Genomic DNA, 263 nt, shown 5'->3' with positions numbered 1-263 from the left:
AACCTCCCGTACGTGCAAGACCGGCTCGCGAACGTCGAGAGCAAGGCCGACTACCTCGACGTGAAGAGCTGGGTCGAGCGCACGGCCCCCGACGAGGCCGACGGCGAGGAGGGGTACGACCACGTCCCCGGCCTGCTCGAACAGCTCTCGCGGGAGCCGCGCGAGCGCCCACGGATCGAGATCGCGGACGTGCCGCTCGACGAGCTCACCTACGAGGACATCGAGGTCGTCGACTACGACTCCGCGGACGGCATCTCGTTCGC

1 protein-coding gene is annotated in these 263 nt (G+C 68.8%); it reads left to right on the top strand.

The features are described 5' to 3' along the window. Nucleotides 1-263: thymidylate synthase (locus tag SM754_RS20305; protein WP_323677954.1), on the top strand; the 263-nt coding region annotated here is incomplete at both ends.

Source organism: Halorubellus amylolyticus (assembly GCF_034808145.1).
GTDB lineage: Archaea > Halobacteriota > Halobacteria > Halobacteriales > Natrialbaceae > Halorubellus.
The sequence above is the reverse complement of the archived record's forward strand: the minus strand, read 5'-3'. Positions and strand labels throughout refer to the sequence as shown.